The sequence below is a fragment of the Streptomyces racemochromogenes genome (genome assembly GCF_039535215.1).
GTDB classification, from domain to species: Bacteria; Actinomycetota; Actinomycetes; order Streptomycetales; family Streptomycetaceae; genus Streptomyces; species Streptomyces racemochromogenes.
Map to the genome: position 1 here is coordinate 1,044,132 of NZ_BAAAWT010000001.1, position 24,422 is coordinate 1,068,553.

The 24,422-nt window shown below is 75.2% G+C and carries 24 protein-coding genes and 1 riboswitch; of the genes, 11 read left to right on the forward strand and 13 right to left on the reverse strand.

Annotation, left to right across the window (positions count from 1 at the left end; genetic code table 11):
• Positions 1-27 precede the first annotated feature (27 nt).
• Positions 28-831: a helix-turn-helix domain-containing protein gene (locus ABD973_RS04925; protein ID WP_125823117.1), complete on the forward strand. Its 804-nt coding sequence runs from the start codon at positions 28-30 to the stop codon at positions 829-831.
• Here ABD973_RS04925 and ABD973_RS04930 read toward each other — a convergent pair.
• Complete coding sequence (locus ABD973_RS04930) at positions 817-1,245, reverse strand: hypothetical protein (protein ID WP_125823116.1); 429 nt, start codon at positions 1,243-1,245, stop codon at positions 817-819. The genes ABD973_RS04925 and ABD973_RS04930 overlap by 15 nt on opposite strands.
• A gap of 381 nt (positions 1,246-1,626) precedes the next feature.
• Here ABD973_RS04930 and ABD973_RS04935 point away from each other — a divergent pair, with 381 nt between their 5' ends.
• Together ABD973_RS04935 and ABD973_RS04940 are read left to right on the forward strand one after the other, a co-directional pair.
• A complete protein-coding gene (locus ABD973_RS04935) occupies positions 1,627-2,190 on the forward strand; it encodes a toxin-antitoxin system, toxin component (RefSeq protein WP_125823115.1) in 564 nt (187 codons plus the stop codon).
• 78 nt (positions 2,191-2,268) lie between these two features.
• Positions 2,269-3,456 (forward strand): MAB_1171c family putative transporter, encoded by a 1,188-nt coding sequence (locus tag ABD973_RS04940; RefSeq protein ID WP_345498751.1) that lies wholly within the window; start codon positions 2,269-2,271, stop codon positions 3,454-3,456.
• Here ABD973_RS04940 and ABD973_RS04945 read toward each other — a convergent pair.
• Entirely contained in the window at positions 3,453-4,709 is a 1,257-nt protein-coding gene (locus tag ABD973_RS04945) for an NADH:flavin oxidoreductase/NADH oxidase family protein (protein ID WP_125823113.1), read from the reverse strand. The two genes, ABD973_RS04940 and ABD973_RS04945, sit on opposite strands and share 4 nt — an antisense overlap.
• 60 nt (positions 4,710-4,769) lie before the next feature.
• Entirely contained in the window at positions 4,770-5,615 is an 846-nt protein-coding gene (locus tag ABD973_RS04950; protein ID WP_125824245.1) for a bifunctional 5,10-methylenetetrahydrofolate dehydrogenase/5,10-methenyltetrahydrofolate cyclohydrolase, read from the reverse strand.
• Positions 5,616-5,689: 74 nt separating this feature from the next.
• A riboswitch (ZMP/ZTP riboswitch) is annotated at positions 5,690-5,792 on the reverse strand.
• 57 nt (positions 5,793-5,849) lie between these two features.
• Between ABD973_RS04950 and ABD973_RS04955 the strand changes: the two genes are divergently transcribed.
• Entirely contained in the window at positions 5,850-6,611 is a 762-nt protein-coding gene (locus ABD973_RS04955; protein WP_125823112.1) for a methyltransferase domain-containing protein, read from the forward strand.
• A gap of 215 nt (positions 6,612-6,826) precedes the next feature.
• Positions 6,827-8,407, forward strand: coding sequence for an RNA polymerase sigma factor (locus ABD973_RS04960; RefSeq protein ID WP_125603265.1), 1,581 nt, complete (start codon positions 6,827-6,829; stop codon positions 8,405-8,407).
• A gap of 129 nt (positions 8,408-8,536) precedes the next feature.
• On the opposite strand, the gene ABD973_RS04965 is transcribed toward ABD973_RS04960, so the two are convergent.
• The 4 genes from ABD973_RS04965 to ABD973_RS04980 form a co-directional block, all read right to left on the reverse strand.
• A complete protein-coding gene (locus ABD973_RS04965; protein ID WP_125603264.1) occupies positions 8,537-8,977 on the reverse strand; it encodes an SRPBCC family protein in 441 nt (146 codons plus the stop codon).
• A 42-nt stretch (positions 8,978-9,019) separates the two neighbouring features.
• On the reverse strand, positions 9,020-10,444 hold the full coding sequence (locus tag ABD973_RS04970) for an amino acid permease (protein ID WP_345498756.1): 1,425 nt from the start codon (positions 10,442-10,444) through the stop codon (positions 9,020-9,022).
• A gap of 102 nt (positions 10,445-10,546) precedes the next feature.
• On the reverse strand, positions 10,547-12,553 hold the full coding sequence (locus tag ABD973_RS04975; protein ID WP_386381831.1) for a phage holin family protein: 2,007 nt from the start codon (positions 12,551-12,553) through the stop codon (positions 10,547-10,549).
• Between the two features lie 283 nt (positions 12,554-12,836).
• Positions 12,837-13,241 (reverse strand): hypothetical protein, encoded by a 405-nt coding sequence (locus ABD973_RS04980; RefSeq protein WP_125823110.1) that lies wholly within the window; start codon positions 13,239-13,241, stop codon positions 12,837-12,839.
• 118 nt (positions 13,242-13,359) lie between these two features.
• On the opposite strand from ABD973_RS04980, the gene ABD973_RS04985 reads away from it, so the two are divergent.
• The 4 genes from ABD973_RS04985 to ABD973_RS05000 are packed head-to-tail and all read left to right on the forward strand — an operon-like array spanning position 13,360 to position 15,883.
• Positions 13,360-14,136 carry an MBL fold metallo-hydrolase gene (locus ABD973_RS04985; protein ID WP_125824243.1) on the forward strand — a complete coding sequence of 259 codons (777 nt, stop codon included), beginning with the start codon at positions 13,360-13,362 and terminating at the stop codon, positions 14,134-14,136.
• Complete coding sequence (locus ABD973_RS04990; protein ID WP_241253433.1) at positions 14,133-14,774, forward strand: DedA family protein; 642 nt, start codon at positions 14,133-14,135, stop codon at positions 14,772-14,774. The genes ABD973_RS04985 and ABD973_RS04990 overlap by 4 nt, the downstream gene beginning before the upstream one ends.
• A complete protein-coding gene (locus ABD973_RS04995; RefSeq protein ID WP_125604103.1) occupies positions 14,771-15,106 on the forward strand; it encodes a MazG-like family protein in 336 nt (111 codons plus the stop codon). The genes ABD973_RS04990 and ABD973_RS04995 overlap by 4 nt, the downstream gene beginning before the upstream one ends.
• Positions 15,107-15,166: 60 nt before the next feature.
• Positions 15,167-15,883, forward strand: coding sequence for an XRE family transcriptional regulator (locus ABD973_RS05000; RefSeq protein ID WP_345498762.1), 717 nt, complete (start codon positions 15,167-15,169; stop codon positions 15,881-15,883).
• On the opposite strand, the gene ABD973_RS05005 is transcribed toward ABD973_RS05000, so the two are convergent.
• The 3 genes from ABD973_RS05005 to ABD973_RS05015 all read right to left on the reverse strand — a co-directional run bounded on the left by ABD973_RS05005 (position 15,880) and on the right by ABD973_RS05015 (position 19,130).
• Positions 15,880-16,962 carry an MBL fold metallo-hydrolase gene (locus tag ABD973_RS05005; protein ID WP_345498764.1) on the reverse strand — a complete coding sequence of 361 codons (1,083 nt, stop codon included), beginning with the start codon at positions 16,960-16,962 and terminating at the stop codon, positions 15,880-15,882. The genes ABD973_RS05000 and ABD973_RS05005 overlap by 4 nt on opposite strands.
• Positions 16,963-17,190: 228 nt before the next feature.
• Complete coding sequence (locus tag ABD973_RS05010) at positions 17,191-18,435, reverse strand: aminotransferase class I/II-fold pyridoxal phosphate-dependent enzyme (protein ID WP_345498766.1); 1,245 nt, start codon at positions 18,433-18,435, stop codon at positions 17,191-17,193.
• 122 nt (positions 18,436-18,557) lie between these two features.
• Positions 18,558-19,130: a TIGR03086 family metal-binding protein gene (locus ABD973_RS05015; RefSeq protein WP_125823105.1), complete on the reverse strand. Its 573-nt coding sequence runs from the start codon at positions 19,128-19,130 to the stop codon at positions 18,558-18,560.
• 204 nt (positions 19,131-19,334) lie between these two features.
• Between ABD973_RS05015 and ABD973_RS05020 the strand changes: the two genes are divergently transcribed.
• Entirely contained in the window at positions 19,335-20,165 is an 831-nt protein-coding gene (locus ABD973_RS05020) for a methyltransferase domain-containing protein (protein WP_125824241.1), read from the forward strand.
• A gap of 4 nt (positions 20,166-20,169) precedes the next feature.
• On the opposite strand, the gene ABD973_RS05025 is transcribed toward ABD973_RS05020, so the two are convergent.
• The 3 genes from ABD973_RS05025 to ABD973_RS05035 form a co-directional block, all read right to left on the reverse strand.
• A complete protein-coding gene (locus tag ABD973_RS05025) occupies positions 20,170-22,143 on the reverse strand; it encodes a DUF5107 domain-containing protein (protein ID WP_345498768.1) in 1,974 nt (657 codons plus the stop codon).
• Between the two features lie 64 nt (positions 22,144-22,207).
• Complete coding sequence (locus ABD973_RS05030; RefSeq protein WP_345498770.1) at positions 22,208-23,107, reverse strand: arginase family protein; 900 nt, start codon at positions 23,105-23,107, stop codon at positions 22,208-22,210.
• 66 nt (positions 23,108-23,173) lie between these two features.
• The gene (locus ABD973_RS05035) at positions 23,174-23,704 is read right to left on the reverse strand and encodes a GNAT family N-acetyltransferase (protein ID WP_125823102.1); all 531 of its coding nucleotides are present in this window, start codon (positions 23,702-23,704) and stop codon (positions 23,174-23,176) included.
• 37 nt (positions 23,705-23,741) lie between these two features.
• On the opposite strand from ABD973_RS05035, the gene ABD973_RS05040 reads away from it, so the two are divergent.
• Positions 23,742-24,422 (forward strand): hypothetical protein, encoded by a 681-nt coding sequence (locus ABD973_RS05040; RefSeq protein ID WP_345504482.1) that lies wholly within the window; start codon positions 23,742-23,744, stop codon positions 24,420-24,422.

The window sequence follows — 24,422 nt, forward strand, 5'->3', positions numbered from 1 at the left end:
ACGATCGGCTCGACTACCGTCGTGGCCATGACCCCTTCGACCCCCTCGGCGCCCACGGTCGGCGCCCTGCTCCGGACCTGGCGGGAGCGGCGCGGGATCAGCCAGCTGGAACTGGCGGGCCGCGCCGACTCCTCGTCCCGCCACATCAGCTTCATCGAGACGGGCCGGTCCCGGCCGAGCGAGGAGATGGTGCTGCGGCTCGCCGACCGGCTCGACGTACCGGTGCGGGAGCGCAACGCGCTGCTCCTCGCGGCGGGTTACGCCCCGCACTACGCGCACACCGCGCTGGACGACCCGGCCATGGAGACGCTGCGCGAGGGCATGCGGCGGCTGCTGACCGGCTACGAGCCCTACCCGGCGCTGGTCGTGGACGCGGTGTACGACGTGGTGGCCGCCAACGCGGGCATCGGGATGCTGCTGGACGGGCTGCCCGAGCACCTGCTGACGCCGCCGCTGAACGCGATGCGGATCACCCTGCACCCGCAGGGCCTCGCCCCGCGGATCCGCAACCTCAGGGAGTGGCGCGGGCACCTGCTGGCGCAGATGGAGCGGCAGATCGCGCTGGCCCGCTCCGCGCCGCTGCGCGCGCTGTACGAGGAGGTGTCGGCCTACCCGGTGCCGGAGCGCCCCGGCGACGCCGGACCGGACGAGCCGGTCCCGTACATCGCGCTGCCGCTGGTGATCGAGCACGACGGGCACTTGCTGTCCTTCGTGTCGTCGATCGCGACCTTCAACACGCCGATGGACGTGACCGTCGCCGAGCTGGCCATCGAGACGTTCCTCCCGGCCGACCCGGCGACGGTGAAGTACCTGCGCTCACTGGGCCCCTGATCCCCCGCCGGTGCGCAGCGCCAGCTGCTGGAGGAGCGCGAAGCCGGCCACGGTGAGGGCCTGCGCCGGGATCCACACGGCGCCGGCCGTGGTCGGCTCGAACCAGACGGCGAGGGAGACCAGGCTGAGGGCGGCCCACGCGTAGTTGGCCTCGATGACGAACTTCACCGGGAGGACCGGCGGCCGCCGGCGCGAGGCCAGCCAGCCGACTCCGGCGCCGAAGGCGGTGAGGAAGAGGCCGAGTTCGAAGAGGGCGGCCTGCCCGACGCCGAGGAGCCGGCCGAGCGGTGCGGAGAAGGCCGCGTAGGCGAGGCCGTTGCCGGCGGTGACCACCGCGTCGAGGGCGAGGAAGCGGCGCAGCACGGTCTGCGGGGCGGTGGTGCGGGCGATGCTGGCGAGCAGGGTCGCGGACATGACGGTTCAGCCTCCATCGGGGGTCGTTCGTGCTGGTGGGACCGGGTCCCGGAGCCGAGTGCGCGGCCCCGGAACCCGATGCCCCCACTCTGCCGCCGCCCCCGCACGGGGTCGATTACCTCCGGGGTCATGGCCGGTGCCGGGGGGTGGGGGCGGCGGGCGGTGTGGGGATGCGGTGGGCGGGGGCGGGGGCCGGCGGCTAGGCTTCACCGCACCGAGCCACCGACCCGAACACCCCGTCGAGACGCGGAGAAACCTCCGGTGCGGGCCGCCGCCCGAGCCGGTCCCGGCGGGGCCGGGGCCGCCGCGCCGTGGTGCCGGCGGGGCCGGGCCCGAGTCGCGGGCCGCGCGCCCGGACCTTACCGCCGAGGGGGAAGCGCCATGAGGACCACACGGACCATGCGGAAGCTCGGCGCCGAGCTGGTGGCGGAGGCGCGGCTGACGGCACCGGCCGGGGCGGAGGCGATCATCGGGGGGCTGTGCGCGGCGTTCGGGCGCCGGCGCGGCGGGCGGCCGGTGGAGTTCCGCTTCGCCCCGTTCCCGCCGGAGACCGCCAGCGGGCTGTGGCTGGAGCTGGAGGAGCGCGACCTGGTCGTGGTGGAGGCCCGCACCCGGCCCGAGCACCAGCTGGTGATCGCCTGCCACGAGCTGTGGCACATCGAGGAGGGCGCCTGCGACGGCCACGGTCCCGGCATGGCGGTGGCCGCCCGCCTGACGGGCCCGCACGGCAGCCTCGCGGACCTGCTGCGGCGGGACTCCGCGCTGGATTCGGTGGTCCGTCAGGCGGCCGCCCGTGCCGACCGGGAGGATCCGGCCGAGATCCGGGCCGAGACCTTCGGCCTGCACCTCGGCAAGGTCCTGAAGGCGTTCCTGCCGCCGCCCCGGCAGGAGCCCGCCCCCGACGGGACCGAGCGCATCAAGTCCTCCCTCGGCTGGAACCGCTGACCACCCCGACAGAAAGCACCGCACGATGCACCCCACCTGCGCCCCGCTCCTGCCTCCCCCGACCCCCGGCCGTGCGCGGTGAAGGACGGACTGCCGCTCTACGTGGCGGGTTCGGTGCTGGTGCTGGCCCTGCTGATCAAGGCGCCGGCCCTGCGGCGGGGCTGGGACCAGCCGCTGATGCGGGCCGTGTGCGCGCTGCTGGTGGTCGGCTGCCTGCTCACCTTCCTGGCGCCCCCGCCGTCCCTGGCGGCGGTCAACCGGCTCACCGGGGTCGCCAACTTCGCCGCCCCGCTGGTGTACGGCGTGCTGACGGCCTTCTCGGGGGCCTCCATCGTGCTGATCCTGCACTGGGCGGGCGGTCCGGCGGCGGCGCTGCGGCGGGCGACCTGGGTGACGGTGGCGGTGTTCGGCGCGGTCACCGTGCTGATCGTGGCCTTCTTCGTGCTCGGGGACGCGCGCGTGGAGCGGCTGCGGGACCTGGACACGTACTACGCGAACACGCCGTGGCTGCGCGAGATGATCGTCTCCTACCTGCTGGCGCACACGGTCGGCAGCGCCGCGCTGAGCCTGCTCTCGCTGAAGTGGATGCTGCGCGTCGATCCCGCGCTGCGGCCGCTGCGGACCGGGCTGGCGCTGCTGACCCTGGGCGGGCTGCTGGACCTGGGGTACCTGGTCGCGAAGTGGGCGGCGGTGGGAGCCCGCTGGGCGGGCCGCGACTGGGACGGCCTGTCCACGTACGTGGCCCCGCCGCTCGCCTCGGCGGCGGCCCTGCTGGTGGGCGCCGGGTTCATCGTCCCGATGGTCGGCGGTTCGGCGGCCTGGCGGGACTTCAGCCAGTACCGGCGGCTGCGCCCGCTGTGGAAGGCCCTGCGCGGGTTCGCCCGCGCCGGCGTGGCGACGGTGCCGCTGACGTGGTGGTCGCCGGTCGGGATCCGGCTGATCCACCGCGAGTCGGTGATCGACGACGGGCTGCTGGCCCTGGCGAGCTGGTTCGACCCGGCCGTGCGGACGGCCGCGTACGGGGCCGCCCGCCGCCAGGGCCTGACCGAGGCGGGCGCGGCCGTGGTGGCGGACGCGGCCATGCTAGCCGCCGCCTGCCGGGCGCGGGCCGCCGCCGAACGCCCGGGCGCCCCGGACGCGGGCTCCGCGGAACCCGCCCCGTACCGCCTCGACGGGCAGCCGCTGACCGCGCTCGCCCGGGAGTTCCGCGGCTCGCCGATCGTGGACGCGGCCCGGCGCGGCCTCCCCGTCGGCCGGGGGGCTTAGGCGGTCCCGGGGGAGCCTGCGGACGGTTCGCGGGCGAGCCAGGCGCCGTACGCGCGGACCCTGCGGCGGTGCCGGAGGCTGTCGGCGGTGAAGATCCAGCGCGGTGAGACGCGGCTGCGGGGTTCCCGGCCCTGGGCGAGCCGGTCCAGCTGGAAGCGTACGAGGGCCAGCGTGCCCGCGGCCGCCAGACTCCGGTCCCGCCAGCCGAGCCGGGGCACGTCCACCCGTACGTCCTCGCCGGCGCGCCAGCGCTCGGGCAGGTCGGGGCGCAGGGCCAGGGCGGAGGCCATGCCGACCACGGCGACGCCGCGGGCCAGGGCCTTCTCGGCGGTGGCCCGGCGGGTGATGCCGCCGGTCAGCATCAGGGGCACGGTCGCGGTCTCCAGCAGGCGCTCCGCGAGGGACAGGAAGTAGGCCTCCCGCTCCAGGGTCCGCTGGTCGGTGGTGTGGCCCATGCTGGCGGGGCTCTCGACGGTGCCGCCGGACAGTTCGACCAGGTCCACGCCGAGGCCGTCGAGGGCCGTGATGACCTCGGCGGCCTCCTCGCTGTCGAAGCCCCCGCGCTGGAAGTCGGCGGCGTTCAGCTTCACGCCGAGGGCGAAGCCGGGCGAGACCCGGGCCCGGACGGCGGCGACGGTGTCGGTGAGCATCCGTACGCGGTTGTCGAGGCTGCCGCCCCAGCGGTCGGTGCGCCGGTTGACGAGCGGGGAGAGGAACTGGCTGAGCAGGTAGCCGTGCGCGGCGTGGACCTGCACGCCGTGGAAGCCCGCTTCCTCGGCGCGGCCCGCGGTGAGCGCGAAGCGGGCGATCGTCGCCTCGATGTCGGCCTCGGTCATGGCGGTGGGGTGGGCGAAGCGCTTGGTGTGCCTGCCGAGGCTGATGGGGACGGCGGAGGGGGCCCAGGCGGTGCCGGGCATGTCGGAGCCGACCTGGCGGCCGGGGTGGTTGATCTGCATCCAGACCCGGGCGTCGCCGGAGGCCGCGGCGGCCGCCCAGCGGCGGAAGGGCTCCAGCGGGGAGTGCTCGTCGAGGACGACGGTGCCCGGGGAGGTCAGGGCGCGCCGGTCGACCATCACGTTGCCGGTGATGACCAGTCCCGCGCCGCCGCGCGCCCAGCGGGCGTACAGCCGCTCCATGCGCTCGTCGGGGAGCTGGCCGGGCTGGGCGGCGAAGCTCTCCTCCATGGCGGCCTTGGCGAGACGGTTGGGAAGGGTGGTGCCTCCCGGCAGGTCGAGCGGTGTGAACAGGTCCATCCGAGTCCCCCCAGCTTGTGGCGCGGCCGTCACGCGGGGCCGCGCCACAAGATGATCGCCTCAGAGCTCCGCGAGGTCCAGCCCGGCCTGGGCCGCTGCGGCCTGCACGGTCTGCTCCAGCAGGACCGCGATGGTCATCGGGCCGACGCCGCCGGGCACCGGGGTGATGAGGGAGGCGCGGGCGGCGGCCGACTCGAAGTGGACGTCGCCGACGTTGCCCTCGTTGTAGCCGGCGTCCAGGACGACCGCGCCGGGCTTGATGTCCTCGCCCCGGATGAACTCGGCCTTGCCGACGGCGGCGACCAGGACGTCCGCCTGGCGCACGATCGAGGGCAGGTCCTGGGTGCGGGAGTGGCAGTAGGTGACGGTGGCGTTCTTCTCGAGCAGCAGCATCCCGGCGGGCTTGCCCAGGATCGCGCTGCGGCCGACGACGACGGCGTGCTTGCCGGTGAGGTCCACGTCGTACTCCTCCAGCAGGCGCATGATGCCGCCGGGGGTGCAGGAGACGAAGCCGGGCAGGCCGAAGCCCATGGCGGCGAAGGAGTGCATGGTCACGCCGTCGACGTCCTTGCCGGGGGCGATGGCCTCGAAGGCGGCGCGCTCGTCGATGTGGTGCGGGACGGGGTGCTGGAGCAGGATGCCGCTGATCTCCGGGTCCTCGGAGAGGGCGGTGATCGCAGCGACGAGCTCCTCGGTGGTGGTCCCGGCGGGCAGCTCCACGTGGCGGGAGGTGATCCCGGCCTTGGCGCAGCGGTTCTGCTTCATCTTGACGTAGGTCACGGAAGCGGGGTCCTCGCCGACGAGGACGGTGGCGAGGCAGGGGGCGGTGCCGGTGCGCTCGGTGATCTTCGCCGCGAGGGCGGCGGTCCGCTCGGACACGCGGCGGGCGAGGGCGGTGCCGTCCATGAGCTGGGCGGTGGCGGTGGGGGCGGTCGTCACGGGGTCTCCTGAACGTCGCTGCGGATCGCGGTTCGCTGATCGCGGTTCGCCCAGGCGCGCGGCAGACGGCGTACGGACCGTCGTGGCGTACGCCGGGCCGCTCCCCGGTGGTGATCCACCCGAACGCCAGTCACGGCCCGGGTCCCACTGTAGTCGACTTATCCAGTGGATGACCGGGGCCCGAGCTGGGACGATCGAGACATGACGCGCACTTTCGACCATCTCGTCGCCGAGGCGGAGTCCGTCTCCGTCGACGGCTGGGACTTCTCCTGGCTCGACGGCCGGGCCACCGAGCAGCGGCCCTCCTGGGGCTACCAGCGGCTGCTGGGCGAGCGCCTGGCGACCGTCCGCTCGGCGCTGGACATCCAGACCGGCGGGGGCGAGGTGCTCGCCGGAGCGGGCCCGCTGCCGCCCCTGATGGCCGCCACCGAGTCCTGGCCGCCGAACGTCGAGCGGGCCACCCGGCTGCTGCACCCGCTGGGCGCGGTGGTGGTGGCCGACGCCGACGAGCCGCCGCTGCCCTTCGGGGACGGGGCCTTCGAGCTGGTCGCCAGCCGGCATCCGGTGACGATCTGGTGGGACGAGATCGCGCGCGTGCTGGCGCCCGGTGGCACCTACCTGTCGCAGCAGGTGGGTCCGGCGAGCGTCTTCGAGCTCGTCGAGTACTTCCTCGGCCCGCAGCCGGAGGAGGTCCGGCGGGCCCGCCACCCCGACGACGCGGTCGCCGACGCCGCCCGGGCGGGGCTGGAGATCACCGATCTGCGCTCCGAGCGGCTGCGTACGGAGTTCCACGACATCGGTGCCGTGATCTACTTCCTGAGGAAGGTGATCTGGATGGTTCCCGGCTTCACGGTCGGCCAGTACCGTGACCGGCTGCGCGAGCTCCACGAACGGATCGGGCGCGAGGGTCCGTTCGTCGCGCACACCGCCCGTTTCCTGATCGAGGCACGCAAGAAGGAGTGACCCGGGAGGGCGGACGGATCCACGCCGGATCGGTTGCGCGGCCACAGCGTGGCGCAGGTCACTCAATTCAGCGCGTAACGAATCGACTCGGGCAGGCGATGAACCGACAGGTGTCCTCGCGCGGCCCCGGAATACAGACCCGCCCGGGTCTGTTTCCCGAGTCCGCGCGATGATGTCCCGCCCACTCCTTATCTGTTCGCAACGAGAGGCTCCTTGTGTCGCTCAGCCCGTCCCGTACGTTCCCTCCGGAGATCGCCGAATCCGAGGCCCTGGTCGCGCTCGTCGAGCGCGGCCGCGAGCAGGGTCACATCAACGGTGACGATGTTCGGCAGGCCTTCGAGGCCGGCCGCATCCCGGTGGACCAGTGGAAGCGGGTCCTGCGCAGCCTGAACCAGGTCCTGGACGAGGAGGGCGTCGCCCTCCACGTCAGCGCCGCCCCCGCCACGAAGGCTGCTGCCAAGAAGCCCCGCAAGGCAGCTGCCGCTCCGGCCCGCACCGTGACGAAGAAGGCGGTCGCCCCGCCGCGCCCGATCGGCGCGCGCAAGGCCTCCGCCACCGCTCCCGCCGCGGCCGCGGCGATATCCGCTCCGTCGGCCGCCGCGTCGGAGGAGGTGTCGGCCGAGGCCGCCGCCGAGCCGAAGAAGCGCGTGGTCAAGAAGGCCGCCGCCAAGAAGGCCACGGCCACCAAGAAGACGGCCGCCTCGAAGAAGGCCGGCGCCAAGGACGCCGACGACGCCGAGAACCCGGCCGTCGAGGGTGAGGACTGGGCCGTCGAGGACCTCGCCGACGAGACCGAGGAGGAGGCGCCCAAGGCCGGCGCCCAGGGCTTCGTGCTGTCCGACGACGACGAGGACGACGCCCCGGCGCAGACGGTCATGGTGGCCGGTGCCACCGCCGACCCGGTCAAGGACTACCTGAAGCTGATCGGCAAGGTGCCGCTCCTCAACGCCGAGCAGGAGGTCGAGCTCGCCAAGCGCATCGAGGCGGGCCTGTTCTCCGAGTACAAGCTCGAAGAGGAGGAGGACCACAAGCCCGCGTTCAAGCGCGAGCTGGAGATCCTCGTCGAGGACGGCCGCCGGGCCAAGAACCACCTGCTGGAGGCCAACCTCCGTCTCGTGGTCTCGCTGGCCAAGCGCTACACGGGCCGCGGCATGCTCTTCCTGGACCTGATCCAGGAGGGCAACGTCGGTCTGATCCGCGCGGTGGAGAAGTTCGACTACACCAAGGGCTTCAAGTTCTCCACGTACGCGACCTGGTGGATCCGGCAGGCGATCACGCGTGCCATGGCCGACCAGTCGCGCACCATCCGCATCCCCGTCCACATGGTCGAGATCATCAACAAGCTCGCCCGTGTGCAGCGCCAGATGCTCCAGGACCTGGGCCGCGAGCCCACCCCGGAGGAGCTGGGCAAGGAACTCGACATGACCCCCGAGAAGGTCATCGAGGTCCAGAAGTACGGCCGCGAGCCGATCTCCCTGCACACCCCGCTGGGTGAGGAGGGCGACAGCGAGTTCGGTGACCTCATCGAGGACTCCGAGGCGGTCGTGCCGGCCGACGCCGTGTCCTTCACCTTCCTCCAGGAGCAGCTCCAGTCCATCCTGGGCACCCTGAGCGAGCGCGAGGCGGGCGTGGTCTCCATGCGCTACGGCCTCAACGACGGCCAGCCGAAGACGCTGGACGAGATCGGCCGCGTCTACGGGGTCACCCGTGAGCGCATCCGCCAGATCGAGTCCAAGACCATGTCGAAGCTGCGCCACCCGTCGCGCTCGCAGGTCCTGCGCGACTACCTGGACTGATCCGGTCCCGGTTCCGGACACACGAGGGGCCCGCGCCGTCACGGCGCGGGCCTCCGCGTTTGCCCCGGCCGTGCGGGGGTCAGTTCTCTCCCCCGGTGCGGGGGCCGTTTCTCCCCGCCGGTGCGGGGGTCAGTGCTCCAGGAGGTGCTTGAGCTTCTCCTCGCTGCGCGGCATCTCCTTGCGGAGCCTGGGCTTCACCACCAGGGGGACCAGTCCCCGGCCCAGGCCGCGGCCCTCGAAGTCCACCGACAGGGTGACGCGGGAGCGCGTCCCGTCGTCGAGGGGCTCGATCCTGCCGTGCACCTCGGGCCGGACCGGGCCGGAGACGCCGTGGATGTGCCAGCTCCGCGGCGGGTCGAGCTCGGTGAACTCCACGGTGGTGGGGATCCTCCGCTTGCCGAACCGCCGCGTGATGGCGACCCTGGAACCGACGTGCACGGGCAGGTCTCCCACGGGGACGGCGGCCACGGCGCTGTCCTGCCACTCGGGCAGGTGCGTGGGGTCCGTCACGTAGGCGAAGACGTCCTCGGGCCTGCGGTCGATGTCGATGGTTTTGCTGATCGCGGACATGGCGACCCCTCGGAGCCCCCCTGGCCGGTCTTCTCTTCCAAATTACTCCGCGGCCGTACCGGCCGCGCGGTGCTTGCGGGCGGCCATCAGCGCGTAGGCGAGGACGCCCGCGAAGAGGAAGAGCACGCCCTGGTAGACGGCCGCGTAGCCGGAGCCGGCGACCAGCCACATCGAGAAGGCGAAGGCGACCCCGGCGAGGACGGCGTCGCGGACCAGGCGCCCGCGCCGGACCCGCTCGCCCTGGCCGGAGGCCAGGAAGTAGAGCTGGGCGGCGGTGGAGAGCAGGTAGGGGACGGTCGCGGTGAAGGTCGTGATCAGGACGAGCGACTCGAAGACGGCCGCCGAGCCCGCCGTGTAGTTGTAGACGGTCAGGGCGGAGGCCAGGACGACGGTGACCACGACGCCGACGACCGGGACACCGCGCTGCTTCTTCTCGAAGACCCGCGGGAAGAGCCCGTCCTTGGCCGCCGCGTACGGGGTCTGCGCGCTGAGCAGGGTCCATCCGTTGAGGGCGCCGAGCATCGAGACCACGGCCGCGCCGGCGACGAGGGTGCCGCCCCAGCTGCCGCCGAACATGGCGTTCACGGCGTCCGTGAACGGGGCCTGGGAGGAGACCAGCTTCTCGTGGGCGACCAGGCCGAAGACGGACAGGGTGCCGAGCAGGTACACGGTGGCGGCGCCGATGGTGCCGAGGACGGTGGCCCGGCCGACGTTGCGCGCCGGGTCGCGGACCTCGCCCGCGCTGACGGCGGCGGACTCGACGCCGATGTAGCTGAAGAGCAGGATCGCGGCGGAGGCGGAGACCGCCCCCACGGGGCTCTGGCCGGTGGCCTGGAAGGGGCCGAGGTTCGCCGGGTCGAAGAAGAACAGTCCGCCCACGGCCACGAGCAGCAGCGGGACGAGCTTGAGGACCGTCGCGACGACCTGGACGGCGCCCACGTACCGGGTGCCGGCCAGGTTGGAGAGGGCGGGCAGCCACTGGACCGCCAGGGCGGCCAGGCACATGGTCCACCGGTGCTCGCCCACGGCCGGGAACAGGACGGCGAGGTAGCCGACGGAGGCGACGGCGAGCGCGGCGTTCGAGACCCAGGCGGTCATCCAGTAGCTGTACGCGGCGAGGAAGCCGGCGAAGTCGCCGAAGGCGGCGCGCACGTACACGTACGGGCCGCCGGTCCGCGGGTGGCGCTGGGCGAGGCGGCCGAAGACGAGGGCGAGGGCGATCGCGCCGAGGGTCAGGACGGCGAAGGAGAGGAGGCTGATGGTGCCGAAGGGGGCGACCGAGGCGGGGAGCAGGAAGATGCCGCCGCCGATGACGTTGCCCATGACCAGGCAGACGGCGACCGGGAGGCCGAAGCGGCGGGCGTGCCGGTCCCCCCGGGGTGCCGGGGATCCGGCGGCCAGAGGCGTTTCGGCGACGGCCCCGGGGGTGGTGCGGTCCTCTGCGGGCGGGGCTGCGGTGCTGGTCATCGGTGGCGCGCCTCTGGGTGTCTCACATGCTGGGCAGGTCAACACATGGTTGACCACCGCGAACTGGGCGCCAAATCACCGGGTTTCGTCCGGCTCCGGGACCTACCCGGAAGGAAGGATTCCGCCTGAAGGGCCTCCCGGCCGGTAATCCTCCCGCGAAGCCCGTGAGGGCCGCGGCGTCAACGGCACCTGGGGGCCGTCCGCCTCGCGCAGCCAGCGGCGCAGCACCGCGTGCACGGCCTCGGCGCCGACCGGCTCCGGGTCCGGCTGCGAGAGCACGGTCGGCCACATCAGGAAGGGGTGGGCCTGCTCCCCTCCCAGCCCGCCGTGCGAGCCGATCTGCTCCTCGAAGGCGTGCACGGCACCGGTCTCCGGGTCGTACGCCGAGTTGACCATGATGTCGGCGACGTGCGGGAAGGAGTCCGTCCGGCGCACGGCCCGCGCCGCCCCCGGCCCGAACGGCGCCAGCAGCGCCTCCGCCTCCCCCGGTACGTCCAGCCGCGCCACCGCCCCGCCCGGGCCCAGCACCTCCCCGTCGACCAGCAGGAAGCCGACGCCCGGGTGGTTGGCCAGGGTGGGCAGCAGGGCGGGGTGGGCCCGCTCGATCAGCGCCCGCGACGCCCGCCCCGGCAGCGCCGGGAAGGAGATCAGGCCGAGGTTGCCCGACGCCAGCACCACCGGGTCGGGCCCCGGCCCCGGACGGGCCTCCTCCGCCGCTTCCTCCACCGGCCGGTGCAGGGCCGCGAGCACCGCCGCACGCGCCTCGGCCCCGCTGCGGGTGCGGCCGGCCCGGCGGGAGACGGGCAGCCCGCAGCCCGCCCGGACCAGGTCCTTCAGGCTGAGCCCGTACCGGCCGAGGAAGGTCTCCCCGGGGCTCTGGCCGTGGTCCGACAGCAGCACCACCCGGTACTCCCGGGGGGCGTGCTCGGCGACCCGGGCGATCAGCGCGAGGCTCCGGTCGAGCCGGGCCAGTACCCGGTCGGTGTCCCGGCCCCGCGGGCCCGAGTGGTGCGCGACCTCGTCGTAGGCGACCAGGTCGGCGTAGACGGCGGCGCGGCCGGCGAGTACGTCCCCGATGACCGCGGCGACCACCACGTCGCGCTCGACCACCGTCGCGAAGGCCCGGATCAGCGGGTAGAGCCCGCCGCGCGCCACCCGGGGCCGGTCCCCGCGCAGCCGGGAGCGCAGCGACTGGCCGATCTCCCGGGCCACTTCGGCGACGAAGGACAGCGCGGTGCGCACGGCGTTGGCCGGGTCGCTGAAGTACGCGAAGTAGCCCGCGCGGGAGCGGTTGGCGCGGCCGCGCCGGGCGGCGACGGACAGCACCAGCGCCAGCTGGTCGGCGCCCCCGCTGAACAGGTTGCCCCGACTGGCGCCGTCCAGGGTGAGCAGCCCGCCGTCCCGGGTCCGCTCGACGGCCCGGCGCTGGAGTTCGGCGGCGCTGGTGGGCCGGTTGCAGACCATCACCTCGCCGGTGTCCTTCTCGTACCAGCGGAAGGCCGGGACGTCGAAGTTGGAGCCGTGCAGGATGCCGAGCTGGCTGGCGCCGGTCTGGCTGGACCAGTCCGTGTGCCAGGGCATGACGCGGTGGCTGCGCTCCAGCCAGCCGGCCACGGTGGGCATCAGCCCCTCGGCCGCCGCCCGGCGCAGCGCCTCGTAGCCGACCCCGTCGAGCTGGAGGAAGACCAGGCCGGGGCTGCCGCCGGGAGGTGCCCCGAAGCGGCGGCGGCGCCGGTCGGCGAGCCGGTACAACCGGCGCCGGTACGCCTCGTCGTCGCGGACCGCGAGTGCGGTGGAGGTGGCCGAGGCGACGGCGGACATCGCGGCGGCCACGACCACCGCGGTCTCCGGCGCGACGGCCGCGCCCCGTCCGGCGGGGATCAGGCTGAGGGCCATCAGCAGCAGCGAGCCGTTGAGGAAGAACACGAGCAGCCCGAGCACCAGGGCGGGCACGAGCAGCAGGGCCCGTACCAGGACCGGCCACACGAGCGCGCTCAGCAGGCCGAAGACCCCGGCGCCCCAGGCGGCCGTCAGCCCGATCCGGGTGACGCTGTCACCGTCGGCGGACTGCAGGCGGAAGTCGGGCAGGATCCCGGCGAGCACGAGCATGGTGAGGGTGGACGCCGCCCAGACGAGCACCACGCGCACCAGTGCCCCGCCCGCGGCCCGCCAGCGCAACCGCTCCCGCCACACGCCGCACCCGCCTCGCTCCCGGGCCGCGCCCGGCCCGCGGTCCCCCCTGCCAGCGTCGCACAGGGCCGCGGGGGCGGCCGGTCGACACGGGTGGCGCACGGGAGTACGGGACGCGGCGGGCGGGTGCCCTCGTAGCGGCCGGCCGCGCCGGGCGGGCGGGTCAGGTGCCGTCGTACGGGGCCGGTCGCGCGCGGGCGGGTCAGGTGCCGTCGTAGCCCGCGGTCGGCATGGACAGCCGGCGGTGCACCTCGGCCTTCATGGCGGAGGTGTAGGCCGGCTCCTCGGCCCCCGCGGTCTCCAGCCGTACGCCGCGCCGCTCGCACTCGGCGGTGAACTCCTCGACCGAGCGCAGCGCCCGGGCCAGGACCCGGCGGTTGGGGGCGACGAACAGGTCGACCTGCCCGGCCTCCACGTCGCGCCAGAGCCCGCAGTGGTCGGCCCGCAGCCCGTAGAAGAGCAGGTGCCGGGTGACCACGTACCCCTGCTCGGCGGCCCAGCGCGCGCACACGGCGTGCTGGCCGCGGGTGTCCACGGCGAAGGGGTCGGCGTCGAGTTCCTCAAGCGGGGCCAGGCTGGCGATCGCGGCCACGCGCAGCGCATCCATGGCGCCCGACCCTACTCCGATCCGGGCCCGGGGAGGAGGGGTGCGCCGGGTTCTGCTTCCGCGCGGGCGGGCAGGGACCCCTCTAGGCTCGGTCTGTCGAGGGAAGGGGGTGGTGCCGGTGGCGGTGGAGATCACCTGGTGGGGTCATGCCACCTGTGCGGTACGGGACTCGGGGGTGCGGGTGCTGACCGACCCGCTGTTCGCGCGGCGGCTCGCGCACCTGCGGCGGCGGCGCGGGGCGGTGCCGCCCGCGGAGGCCGCGGAGGCCGACGTGGTGCTGGTGTCGCACCTGCACGCCGACCATCTGCACCTGCCGTCGCTGGCGGCGCTGGCGCCCGGCACCCGGCTGGTGGTGCCGCGCGGGGCGCGCCGGGCGGTGCCGGGGCTGGCGCGGCTGGCGGGGGCGCGGGGGCTGGTGGTGAGGGAGGTGCTGCCGGGCGAGGAGGTCGGCGTACGGGACGGCGTACGCGTCCGGGCGGTGAGCGCGCGGCACGACGGGCGGCGGGTGCCGTTCGGGCCGCAGCGGGCGCCGGCGCTGGGGTACGTGGTGGAGGGGGCGGCGCGCACGTACTTCGCCGGGGACACCGGGCTGTTCGACACCATGGCCGAGGAGGTCGGGCCGGTGGACGTGGCGCTGCTGCCGGTCGGGGGCTGGGGGCCGTACCTGGGGCCGGGTCACCTGGACGCGGAGCGGGCGGCGCGGGCCGTGGCGGAGCTGGCTCCGGCGGCGGCGGTGCCGGTGCACTACGGGACGTACTGGCCGATCGGGATGGACGCGGTGCGGCCGCACGAGTTCCACGCGCCGGGCGGTGAGTTCGCCCGGCTGGCGGGGCGGCTCGCGCCGAAGGTGGCGGTGCGGGTCCCCGGGCACGGGGAGCGGGTGCTGCTGCCGTGACGCGGTGGCGGGTCGCGGCGGAGGTGGTGGGCCGAGTGCCGCCGGAGACCACGCAGCAGGCGGTGGGCTATCCGGCGCTGTTCGTGCTGGTGGCGTTGGGGGCGCTGGTGCCGGTGATCCCGACGGGGGCGCTGGTGAGTTCGGCGGCGGTGGTGGCGTTCCACCAGCGGTCGCTGCCCCTCGGGGTGCTGCTGGTGATCGCGGTGGCCGCGCTGGCGGCCTTCTGCGGGGACGTCGCGCTGTACTGGCTGGGGTCGCGCGGGGTGCGTTCGCGGGGCGGCTCGCGGTGGCTGGAGTCCCTGCGGGGGCGGGCCGAGCCGGAGCGGCTGGAGCGGGCGCGGCGCAAGCTGGACGAGCACGGGGTGCTGGTGCTGGTGCTGTCGCGGCTGGTCCCGGCGGGCCGGATCCCGGTGATGCTGGCCTGCCTGCTGGGCGGGCTGCCGCTGCGCCGGTTCGCCCGGGGGGACGCGCCGGCCTGCGTGGCGTGGGCGGCGACGTACGGGCTGATCGGGATCCTGGGCGGCTCGCTGTTCTCGGAGCCGTGGAAGGGCGTGGTGCTGGCGGTGGGCCTGACGCTGCTGATCAGCGCGGCCCCGGGGGTGTGGCGGCGGCTGCGGCCGGGCAGGGTCCGGCAGTGAACTCCGCCTCCTGGGACACCGTCCGCGCCCTCGCCGCCCGCTTCGACGCGGCCGCCGCCGCACGCGGGGTGCACCCTCCGCAGAGCCACGTCCTGCAAGTGCTGAAGATCGGCGAGGAGTTCGGCGAGGCCGCGCAGGCGGTGATCGGCGCGACGGGGAGCAACCCGCGCAAGGGGGATTCGCACAGCTGGGCCGACGTGCACGACGAGGTGTGCGACGTCATCATCACCGGGATGGTCGCGCTGGCCCGGATGCGTCCCGACGCGCCGGCCTACTTCGCGGAGCAACTGGCCCTGAAGTCGGCCCGCTTCCTTCCGGAGGGGTCGCCCTAGGGCGCGTCCGCCGGCTTCGGCCTTGTTGCCGTTCGGGGGGTGGTGGGGTGGAATGCCCGCATGGACGCTCCTGCCCATGGCCACGCGCACGCGCACGCCCACGACCGTGGCCCCGGCGGCGGGCCGCCGGACGGGACCGCCTCCCACCGTGCCGTGCTCGACGAGGTCGGCCCCCGGCTCAGGCGGCTGCGGGAGCGGCGGGGGCTCACCCTGGCGGTGCTGTCCGAGGAGACCGGGATCTCCAAGAGCACCCTGTCCCGGCTGGAGTCCGGGCAGCGCCGGCCGAGCCTGGAGCTGCTGCTGCCGCTGGCGCGTACCTACCGGGTGGCCCTGGACGAGCTGGTCGGGGCGCCCGCGGTGGGCGATCCCCGGGTGCGGATGACGCCCCGCGCGATGCGGCACGGCGGGACGTCCGTGGCGCTGACCCAGGGCCTGGGGCCGCTCCAGGCGTACAAGATGGTCATCCCGGACCGCGGCGCCGAGCCGGACCTGCGCACGCACGAGGGCTACGAGTGGCTGTACGTACTGTCCGGCCGGCTGCGGCTGGTGCTGGCGGGGCACGATCTGGTCCTCGGTCCCGGCGAGGCCGCCGAGTGGGACACCCGGACCCCGCACTGGTTCGGCAGCGCCGACGGGCGGCCGGTGGAGATCCTCAGCCTCTTCGGGAAGCAGGGCGAGCGGATGCACGTGGTCGCGAAGCCCAAGTCGAAGGCGGAGGCGCAGGCGCAGGCGCAGGCGGAGGCGGAGGCGCAGGGTGAAGCCGAGGCGCAGGACTAGAGGCTGCGGGAGGCGCCGATCGGCAGGTCCCAGAGGTCCTCGCGGGGCAGCCCGGCGCGGGCCCAGGCGGCGCGGGCGCGGTGCAGGGGTTCCATGACGGGCTCCGCCGACAGCACGAAGGTGGCCCAGTGCATCGGGGCCATCCTGCGGGCGCCGAGGTCCAGGCAGGCCCGTACGGCCTCCTCCGGGTCGGCGTGCACGTCGCGCAGCCACCAGCGCGGGGCGTAGGCGCCGATCGGCAGGAGGGCGAGGTCGATGCCGGGGTGCCGGCGGCCGATCTCCGCGAACCAGTGGCCGTAGCCGGTGTCGCCCGCGAAGTACACCTTGCGGCCCGCGGCCGCGTCGGTCAGCATCCAGCCGCCCCACAGGGTGCGGCAGGTGTCGAGCAGGGAGCGCTTGGACCAGTGGTGCGCGGGGACGAACTCGAAGCGTACGCCGCCCAGTTCGGCCGACTCCCACCAGTCGAGCTCCGTCACCCGGGTGAAGCCCCGGCGGCGGCACCAGCGGGCGAGTCCGGCGGGGACGAAGAGCGCGGTGTCGCGGGGCAGCCGCCGCAGGGTGGGGGCGTCGAGGTGGTCGTAGTGGTTGTGGCTGATCACCACCGCGTCCACGGGCGGCAGTTGCTCCCACGGCACCCCGACGGGCGTCACCCGCGCGGGGGTCCCGAGGATCCGCCGGGACCACACCGGGTCGGTCAGCACCGTCAGGCCGCCGGTCCGCAGCACCCAGCTGGCGTGCCCGGCCCAGGTGGCGGACACCGTGCCCGGGGTCACCTCGGGCAGCGGGGCGGGCTCGTACGGCAGGTCGGGGATTCCGCTCAGCCCCTCGGCCCCGGGCCGGAAGGCGCCCTCGCGGGCCAGCCGGGCGAAGGCGCGCAGCCCGGGCAGCGGTGTGGTCAGCCGGTCCGCGAACGACCGCGGCCAGAGGCGGTGCTCGCCGAGCGGCCGGGGCGCGCCGGGCACCGTCACCGCCCCGGGCGCCGAGAGCCCGGGGGCCGGCTCGCGCCCGGCAGAACCGTACGCCGCCCCGGCCGCGGGGGACCCGGCTGCCACCCCGACCGCGGCAGGCCCGGGGGCCATCCCAGCCGCGGCAGGCCCGGGCGCCGTCCCGGCCGCGGGGGGCCCGGGGAGGGCCGGGTCGGGGGCGGGGGGGCGCGGGGGGCCGGCGGGCGTCGGGGGGCGGCGGGCCGGGTGGCCGGGCGGTGCGGCCGGGGCGGCTCCCGGCGGGGCGGTGGTGACGGGGGCGTCCGGCTGGTCCCTCATCGCGAAGTCTCCGTTCGGCGGCGGCCCGTCGGCGCGGGCCGCACTTCAGTCGGCCAGTCCGGCGAGCACCGACCCGAGCCGGTCGAGCGCGCCCCGTACCTGCGGCAGCGTCAGCGGGTCGCGGGCGCCCAGCGCGGCGAGCCGTTCCCGCGGGGTGGCTCCCAGCAGCGGTCCGGTCGACAGCCGTACGCGCGGGGCGCCCAGTTCGTCGGCGAAGCGCTGTCCGCCGGGTGTGGCCGTGCCCAGCCGGGCTCCGAGCCAGTCCTCCAGTTCCATGGCGTCCCCGACCCCCTGCCGGGCGAGGCCGGCACGCAGCGGGGTGAGGTCGGCGTACAGGTGCCGGCCCGCCTGCGGGGGCCGGGCGAGGGCGCCCGCGGCCAGCAGCACCCGGTGCGCGGCGGCGGCCACCGTGCCGTGCAGGGCGGCGGCCGCGTAGGCGCGTCCGGCGACGGCGTCGGTCTCGTCGAGGGCGTGCGCGGCGGCGACGGCGACGGGGCCGGCGACCAGGGCGCCGGTGGCGGTGAGGACGTCGAGGGTGCGGGCGCGCAGCCAGGAGCCGCCCGGGGTGCCGGGGAAGCGGACCACGGCGGCGGGCCAGCCGCCCGGGAGCAGTGCTCCGGCGAGGTCGACGAGGACGGCGGCCCGGTCGGGGAGCATCTCGGCGGGACTCAGCACCAGCGTGTCGTGCGGCCGGTGCACGGTGTCGCGCCAGCTCTCGTCGCTGACCACGAACAGCCCGGCGGCCTCGGCCGCCTCGCAGGCCTCGCGCACCAGCTCGGGCGGCGGCACGGTCGCGGTCGGGTCGTCGGCCACCGACAGCAGCAGGACGCGCGGGTCGCCGCCCTCGGCCCGGACCCGCCGCACGGTCTCGAGCAGGGCGTACGGGTCGGGTACGCCCCCGCACTCCGCCGGGGTCGGCACGTGGTAGGCCCGGCGTCCCAGCAGCCGGACCTGCGGGGTCCACCAGGCGGGACAGGGCCGGGGCAGCATGACGTCGCCGCCGTACGCGCCGAGCAGGGCCAGCAGCAGGGCGGGCGCGCCGGGCCCGGCCGCCACGTTCTCGGGGGCGGTGGCGAGTCCGCGCCGGGCCCAGTGGCGGCAGGCGGCCTCGCGCAGGTCCTGCCCGCCGCCGGGGGGTTCGGGGGCGGGGCGGTCCGCGGCGGCGGCGAGCACGGAGGTCAGCTCGGGCAGGACCGGCAGACCCGGCTCGGGGGCGGGGGGTCCGTACCTGACGGGTCCGCGCCCTTCCGGTGCCGGGCGGTGCCAGAGCCCGGCGAGCCCTTCCGTCATGCGCTCGGCCATCCCCGACACGTGCCCGCCTTCCGCCGCCACCACCGATCGACCCGCTCTTTATACGATTATTTACACCGATACGCCCGTTAACCGTGACGGCCCCGTCGGGCTTTTCCCCCTCACCCCTTCCTCCCCAGGAGGGCCAGCAACCGGGTCTGGGCGTCCGCGCCGGCCGGAACCTCCAGCGGCTCCGCGTACATCCCGCTCGCGGCGAGCCCGTCGGCGTACGGCATGACCTCCTTGATGGAGAACTCGACGAGGTCGGCCGGCAGCCGGTCGTCCGCGCCGATGGCCCGCGAGAGGTCCCAGGTGTGCACGACGCAGTCCGCCGTCAGCTCCGAGCAGTACGCCGATCCGCGCGTGGGCCCGTACGAGAGGGTGATCGTCCGGTCCAGCGCGCCGGGCGCGGCGAAGGCCGCGTGCCCGGCGGCCGCGGCCCGCTCCCAGGCGGCCGGCGGGTCGTCGCCCAGCAGGTCGCCGGAGAGTTCGTCGCCCACGTCCGCGACCGTGCGCCCCTCGGTGACCAGCGGCGGGATCCACAGCTGTTCGCCGGTGACGTGGTTGACCAGGTCGCGCACGTTCCACTCGGTGCACGGGGTGGCCGCGTCCCACTGGGAGGCCCCGACGGCGCGCACGCGCTCCCCGAAGAGCCGCAGCGCGGCGGCGTGCCATTCCAGCAGCGTCTGGGGCATGGGTCCCACCGTCCTTCGCCCCGAGGTCGGCCGCCCCCTGGGCCCCACGATCCTCGCCCCCGCCCCTCCCTGCCACCGACCCGGCCAAGGCCCGTCCCCCACAAGAGGGTTGTCCACATGACGAAACGCGTATCTCATATCGCGAGCAGATCGCCTACGGTGATCACCACGCCTTCGACGGCCTTCGACGACGAGGAGTACGCCATGACCGACGCCCGCGACGCCCACGAGAGCGCGCTCTACACCCACGGCCACCACGAGTCCGTGCTGCGCTCGCACCGCTGGCGCACCGCCGCCAACTCGGCCGCGTACCTGATCGGCGAACTGCGCCCCGGCATGCGCGTGCTGGACGTGGGCTGCGGCCCGGGCACCATCACCGCGGACCTGGCGGAACTGGTCTCCCCCGGCGGCCACGTCACCGCCGTCGACGCCGCGGCCGACGTACTGGAGCAGGCGGCCGCGCACGCCGCCGGGCGCGGACTGTCCGGAGCGGTCGACTTCGCCACGGCCGACGTCCACGCGCTGCGGTTCCCCGACGACTCCTTCGACGTGGTCCACGCGCACCAGGTGCTGCAGCACGTCGGCGACCCCGTGCGGGCGCTGCGCGAGATGCGCCGGGTGTGCCGGCCCGGCGGGATCGTGGCGGTACGGGACGCCGACTACGCGGCGATGACCTGGTACCCGGCGACGCCGGGCCTGGAGGAGTGGCAGAGCCTGTACCGGCGGGTCGCCCGCGCCAACGGCGGCGAGCCCGACGCCGGGCGCAGGCTGCTGTCGTGGGCGCGGGCGGCCGGCTTCACCGACGTGACGGCCTCCGCGACGGCCTGGTGCTACGCCACGCCGCAGGAGGTGTCCTGGTGGTCCTCGCTGTGGGCAGACCGCACCACCGCCTCCTCCTACGCCTCCGTCGCGACGGAGGGCGGCCACGCCACCCCGCGGGAGCTGACCGCCGTCGCCGAGGCCTGGCACGCCTGGGGGAAGGCCCCCGACGCCTGGTTCTCCGTCCTGAACGGCGAACTGCTGTGCCGCGCCTGAGGGACTACTGCGGCGGGCGCATCCGGAAGTCGTACTCCGGGGGCAGCGGGCGGTCCGTGAGGGCCGCCCAGACCTCGGACAGGGTCTCCTCGCCCTCCCGCAGGTCGGCGATCTCGAAGCCGTCCTCGAAGACCCGCCGGGCCGCGCCCACGTGCCCCTCGGCCGCCAGCAGCCGGGCGGCCAGCAGCCGGAACCGGCCCTGCTCGCGCAGCGACGGCCGCAGCCGGTCCCAGACGGCCCGCGCCGCCGCCGGCCGCCGGGCCGCGAGCAGGACGGTCATCGCCTCCCGCCCCAGGGCCGCCTCGGCCGCCGCCCACGACGCACCGCCGCGGCCCTGCTCCGCCAGGGCCGCGAAGGCCGCCTCGTAGCGGTCGGCGGCCCGCTCCGTGTTCCCGGCCAGGGCGTCGGCGGCCGCCAGGCAGCGCAGCAGCGGCCAGCGCGACGGCGCCTGGGCCAGCCCCCGCTCCCAGCTGCGCACCGCCTGGGCGACGTCGCCGGCGTGCCACTGGGCCACCCCGAGGTGGTACTCGGTCATCGGGTCCGCCGGGGCGGTCTCGAGCATGTCCCGCCAGTGCGGGGCGACCAGGCCCGGGCCGGGCGGCGCGTCCGCTTCCGGGGCCGGCAGCACCCCGGTGCGCCACAGCTCCAGCCAGGGCTCCTGCTCCTCCCCCAGGGTGGACTCCGGGAAGGGCGTGCCGGGCAGCTCGTAGCCCCCGCACAGCACTTCCAGCGCGCCCCAGCCCGAGCCGTCCGCCAGCCGCTCCCCCGGTTCGGTGTCGGCGTGCCCGCGCCAGGCCTTGTACGCCGCGTCCAGGGCCCCTGCCGGCAGTACCGCGTCGAGCGCCGCCGAGGCGGCCCCGCGCGCCGCCGCCCAGTCGGCCCCGTGCACCGCCGAGGGATCCGCCGACAGCGGCCCGTACGCCTCCAGCCAGCTGAACTCCGCCCCGGCGTCCAGCCGTACGTGCTCCAGCTGGGTCCGGGCCAGCCCGGCCTGGATCTCGGCGTAGCCACCCGTACCGGGCTCCGTCAGCCACTCCTGCCACCGCCGGCCGCCCGGCCCCGCACCCCAGGTGAACAGCTTCCGCCCCCGCAGCAGCCCGGTGGAGGCCTGCACCAGCCCGTACCCCTGCCCGTCCAGGGCCACGATCCAGGGCCGGTCGGCGGCCCCGCCCTCGACCTCGTAGAAGAAGTCGGCGGGATACGTACTCCCCAGCGGGTACGTCCGGTCGGCGCCCTCCCACTCCGGCACGGGGATCCGCCGCAGCGCCCGCTCGTACCCGAAGTGCCAGGCCTCCTCGGCGGGCGCCAGCACCCTCGTCCCGGAGCCCTCGGGAACGGCGATGTTGGACCACCAGTACACGGGGACGGGCCGCTCGTGCGGATTGCGCACCCGCACGCCCACGTACAGGTACTCGGATTCCGCGGGCAGCCACAGGTCCACCTGGAACGGCAGGTCCCGCAGCCGCTCCCACTCCCACAGCCGCACCATCACGCCCCCGTCGGGCGCCGCGACCAGCGCGGCGTGCAACGGGGAGCAGGACAGGGCGGTGTGCCCGGTGGCCCCGATGTTCCACTCGACGCCGCCGGAGAACCAGGCCCCGTTGAGAGCGAAGTGGGCGGGCTGGAACACCGGGTTGCGGTAGAGGAGTTCGCGGCCGCTCTCCAGGTGGACGAGCGAGTGGATCCGGCCGCCGAGCCCGGGCAGCACGGTGACGCGCAGCCGCCCGTTCTCGATGACGACCGCTTCGAACTCCCGCTCCGTGCGCCGCCGTCCGTACCCGTCGCGGATCCGGACGGGCAGCAGGGAGCGCAGCGGCTCGTAACCGATCTGCCGCGCCATGTCGCGCGGCAGTCCCCGCCGCGAGCGCTCGTCCAGCTCGTGCACGCCATCGGGGGCGCGCAGCGCGGGCAGCGGGTTGTCGGGGCCCAAGGGGGCGGCGGGAAGGATCAGCTGGGCACGTCGCACGGTGGTGGCCATGGGGGAATGGAACACGCGGGTGGGCCGCGTGCACAGTGGTTCCGCACATCACCACCGGTCAGGATTACGCAAAGGCCCCCACGACGAGGTCGGCGAGGAGGGCCCCCGCACGCGCGTCCGGATCCAGATCCGGGTCGTAGATCGTCACGTTGAGCCCGACGCACCGCGGTGAACGCGCCAACTCACCCAACAGCTGACCCAGTTCCTGCGGCAGCAGCCCGCCCGGGTCCGGGCTGTCCACGGCCGGCATGACGGAGGGATCGAGCACGTCGGCATCGAGGTGGATCCAGAACCCCGCCGTCTCCGGCGGGTGCAGCCCGTCCAGCGCCGCCCGCGCCACCGCACCGGCACCGCGCTCGCGGATCTCCCCGACGGTGTGGGCGGCGATGCCGACGGCGCGCAGCTCCGGCAGGTCCTCGTCTGCGTCCCGCAGCCCGAAGAGCCGCACGTCCTCCTCCCGCAGATAGGGCCCGAGCCCCTCCAAGTCGCTCAGGCCCCTGTGCCCCCTCCCCGTCGACAGCGCGAGCTCCTCGCCCCCGGCCGCCCCGACGGGCCCGTTGACGGCCTCGTTGCCGGGGTGCCGGAAGTCGGCGGAGCCGTCGATGGCGGCGAGCCCGTACCGCCCGAGCCGGCGCATCGCGAGGGCGGCGCCGAGCTGGATGGAGCAGTCCCCGCCGAGGACGACGGGGAACTCGCCGGCCCGCAGGTGCGCTTCGATCCGGTCGGCGAGGGTCACGGTGTACGCGGCGATGGCCTCGGCGTGGAAGACGCCGTCGCCCTCCTTCCACTCACCCCGGTCGTAGCGCGGCGGAACGACCACCCCGCCCTCCCGGGCACCGAGCCGCTGGAGCAGCCCTTGCTCGCGCAGCGCGCCGGCGAGCTTGTAGACCCCGGGCACGGTCCCGGGGGCGGGCGGCCGCAGGCCGAGGTTGGACGGGGCGTCGAGAAGTACGAGGCTTCGCATACGACCCATCCTGTTCCATGCGCCCCCGTCCGTCCCGGGTTTTCCGCCGTGCGGTCCCGCCCGGCATCACGAGGGGGCGGTCAGCGCCCACCGCTCGTGGTCCCGCCATGCCCCGTCCACGTACAGGAACTCCGGCGAGAGCCCCTCCAGCCGGAAGCCCCGCCCCCGCACCAGAGCGATCGACGCGGTGTTGCCCGGTTGGATGTTGGCCTCCAGGCGGTGCAGCCCCAGGCCGTCAGCGGCGAAGGCGTGTGCCAGCAGCAGGCCGAAGCCCTCGCCGAACAGCCCGCGCCCGGCGGCGTGCGCGAAGGCCCCGTAACCGAGCGCCCCGCACTGGAAGGCGCCGCGGACGATGTTGTTGACGTTGGCGAACCCGGCGATGTCCCCGCTGGCCAGCTCACAGACCAGGAACCCGCTCCCCGCCCGCTGGGCCGCGTACGGCTCGTACTCCTCCAGGGTCGCGGGCGGGAACAGCCAGGGCCGGTGCAGTTCGCGGCTCTCGCGGACCCGCGCGGTGAACTCGGGGCCGTCGGCGTGCCGGAAGGGGCGCAGACCGACCCGGGCGCCCGTACTGACGTACTCAGCGGAATAAGACATCGCCCCAGGCTAGGCACTGTGGCAGCATCCCGGTGTGATCATTTCCGCCGCCGCCCGCAACAACGCCGAGTGGTGCGCGGCGGTCTCCCGCAGCGGCCACTTCCGCGACGCGCTCTGGTGCAGCCCCCACCGCACCCCTCCCCTGTACCCCGACGCCGTCACCCTCACCCCGGATGCCACGGCCGCCGAAGTGCTCGCCGGGGTCGACACGGCCGCGCCCGGCTGCTCGGTGAAGGACAGTTTCGCCGCGCTCGACCTGGCCCCGGCCGGCTTCGAGGTGCTGTTCGAGGCGCAGTGGATGCACCGCCCGGCGGGGACGGCCGCCGCCCCGGCGGGCGGGCGGCTGGAGTGGGACGAGCTGGAGGCGCCCGGGGAGCTGGCCGCCTGGGAGGCCGCCTGGGAGGGCGAGGAATCCACCGGCCTGTTCCACGAGGGCCTGCTGCGGGAGGGGGTCGTCTTCCTCGCGGGCCGCGACGGGTCCCGGATCACCGCCGGGGCCGTCCTCAGCACCGGCGGCGGGGTCGTCGGCGTCTCCAACGTGTTCGCCCACGACGACGCGGACGCCGACGCAGCCTGGGCGGCGGCCCTCGACGCGGCCGCCCGCCACTGGCCGGAGCTGCCGGTGGTGGGCTACGAGCACGGCCAGGACCTGGACACTGCCGTGCGCGCCGGCTTCACGCCCCTCGGCCCGCTCCGGATCTGGCTGCACACCGCCTAG